The sequence below is a fragment of the Sphingomonas sp. genome, assembly GCF_019242355.1.
Taxonomy (GTDB): domain Bacteria; phylum Pseudomonadota; class Alphaproteobacteria; order Sphingomonadales; family Sphingomonadaceae; genus Sphingomicrobium.
The window spans coordinates 1-2,264 of record NZ_JAFAVR010000095.1; the positions used below are offsets into that span (position 1 = coordinate 1).

At 63.8% G+C, this 2,264-nt stretch carries 2 protein-coding genes and 1 pseudogene; 1 reads left to right on the forward strand and 2 read right to left on the reverse strand.

The genetic code is table 11. From position 1 onward, the window contains the following. Both JOZ79_RS04530 and JOZ79_RS04535 read right to left on the reverse strand, forming a co-directional pair. A pseudogene (locus tag JOZ79_RS04530) lies at positions 1 to 100 on the reverse strand (CDP-diacylglycerol O-phosphatidyltransferase); the annotation flags it as partial. After that, positions 97 to 837: a phosphatidylserine decarboxylase gene (locus JOZ79_RS04535; protein ID WP_294071218.1), complete on the reverse strand. Its 741-nt coding sequence runs from the start codon at positions 835 to 837 to the stop codon at positions 97 to 99. The pseudogene JOZ79_RS04530 and the gene JOZ79_RS04535, both read right to left, overlap by 4 nt. Before the next feature lie 105 nt (positions 838 to 942). On the opposite strand from JOZ79_RS04535, the gene JOZ79_RS04540 reads away from it, so the two are divergent. Continuing rightward, positions 943 to 2,172, forward strand: a complete 1,230-nt coding sequence (locus tag JOZ79_RS04540; RefSeq protein ID WP_294071221.1) for an NADP-dependent isocitrate dehydrogenase — start codon at positions 943 to 945, stop codon at positions 2,170 to 2,172. The last annotated feature ends 92 nt before the right edge of the window (positions 2,173 to 2,264 follow it).

The window sequence follows — 2,264 nt, forward strand, 5'->3', positions numbered from 1 at the left end:
ACCTGACGCCGGTCAGGCCGAAGCAGAGCGCGAGGGCGGTGACGGCATTGGGGGCCATAGCTCGGAACGGGATTCCGCGCGGCTCCCGCTCGTCGCTCACTGGCTGCTGCCAGTCAGGGTTCCCTCGGCTCCGACCTCGCCGAGAACAGTCTCTCCGGCGATCGACCGCTGCCCGAGCAGGACGCGTGGCGCGGTTCCCACGGGCAGGTAGACGTCGACCCGGCTGCCGAAGCGGATTAGTCCGACCCGCTGTCCGGCCTCGACCGGGTCGCCTTCCTTGACGAACGACAGGATGCGGCGTGCGACCAGGCCGGCGATCTGGGTAAAGCCGATGCGCAGGCCGTCGGCGCCCTCGACCAGGAAGTGTTGCCGCTCGTTGTCCTCGCTCGCCTTGTCGAGGTCAGCGTTGAGGAACTTTCCGGGGACATAGACGATCCGCTTCACCCTCCCGGTGATCGGTGTCCGGTTGATGTGGACGTCGAACACGCTCATGAAAATCGACACGCGGGTATAGCCGCCATCGGCAAGGCCGTCGGGACCGCGAAGCTCGGGCGGCGGGGGCACCTTGACGATCATCGTGATGAGGCCGTCCGCCGGGGCGACGATCAGCCTGTCGCCACGAGGCGTCGTCCGGATGGGATCGCGGAAGAAGGTCGCGACCCAGATCGCGACCAGGACCAGCAGCCAGCCGACGAAATGGCTGACCACGAAATAGAAGAACAGCGCGATCGCGACTGCGACGACCGTGTATTTGCGGCCTTCGGGATGGATCGATGGAAAGCGCCACTTGACCGTGGTCGTGGGCAGCGGGCTGTCATGGGTGTCGAGCTCGGCCATGGCTGAACCCTTAGAGAGCGACGAACGTCGGCACAACGCTGCGGTTGCGCGCGTTTCTGCTCCATCTTAAGGCGCCGCCAACCCCGGAAAAGCGCAGGACATCCCATGGCCAAGATCAAGGTAAAGACCCCCGTCGTCGAGCTCGATGGCGACGAGATGACTCGCATTATCTGGCAGTGGATTCGCGAACGGCTGATCCAGCCTTACCTCGACATCGACCTTCTCTACTTCGATCTGTCGGTGGAAAACCGCGACGCCACCGAGGATCAGGTCACGATCGACGCCGCCAACGCGATCAAGCAGCACGGAGTCGGCGTGAAGTGCGCGACGATCACGCCGGACGAGGCGCGGGTCGAGGAATTCCACCTCAAGAAGATGTGGAAGTCGCCCAACGGCACCATCCGCAACATCCTCGGCGGCTGCATCTTCCGCGAGCCGATCGTCATTTCCAACGTGCCGCGGCTGATCCCGGGCTGGACCGATCCAATCGTCGTCGGCCGACATGCGTTCGGCGATCAGTATCGAGCGACCGACTTCCTGGTGCCGGGCAAGGGCAAGCTGACCATGACCTGGGTTGGCGAGGACGGGCAAAAGCTCGAATATGACGTGTTCGATTTCCCGGGCTCGGGGGTCGCGATGGGCATGTACAACCTCGACGCCAGCATCCGGGACTTCGCCCATGCCTGCTTCGAGTACAGCCTCGGCCGCAAATGGCCGCTTTATCTCTCGACGAAGAACACGATCCTGAAAGCCTATGATGGCCGCTTCAAGGACATCTTCCAGGAGATTTACGACAGCGAATACAAGGCGAAGTTCGAAGCTGTCGGGATCACCTATCAGCATCGCCTGATCGACGACATGGTTGCTTCGGCGCTGAAGTGGAGCGGCAAGTTCGTTTGGGCCTGCAAGAATTACGACGGCGACGTGCAGTCGGACCAGGTGGCGCAGGGCTTCGGGTCGCTGGGCCTGATGACCTCCGTCCTGATGACGCCGGACGGCAAGACCATCGAGGCCGAAGCGGCGCACGGGACGGTGACCCGGCACTACCGGATGCACCAGCAGGGCAAGGCGACCTCGACCAACCCGATCGCATCGATCTTCGCGTGGACCGGCGGCCTCAAGTATCGCGGCAAGTTCGACGACACGCCCGACGTCGTCCGCTTCGCCGAGACGCTGGAGCGGGTGTGCATCGAGACCGTTGAGAGCGGCCAGATGACCAAGGACCTCGCGCTCCTCGTTGGGCCGGAACAGGCGTGGATGACGACCGAGCAATTCTTCGAAGCGATCGTCAAGAACCTCGAGGCGGCGATGGCTGAGGAGCGTGTTGCCGCCTGAGCCCCGCGTCCGGCGAGCGGATATGCTCTCTCCGCACGCCGAGGCCGATCATTCGCGCCGGGATGCGGGTGAGGAACGGCAGAGCGGCGAAC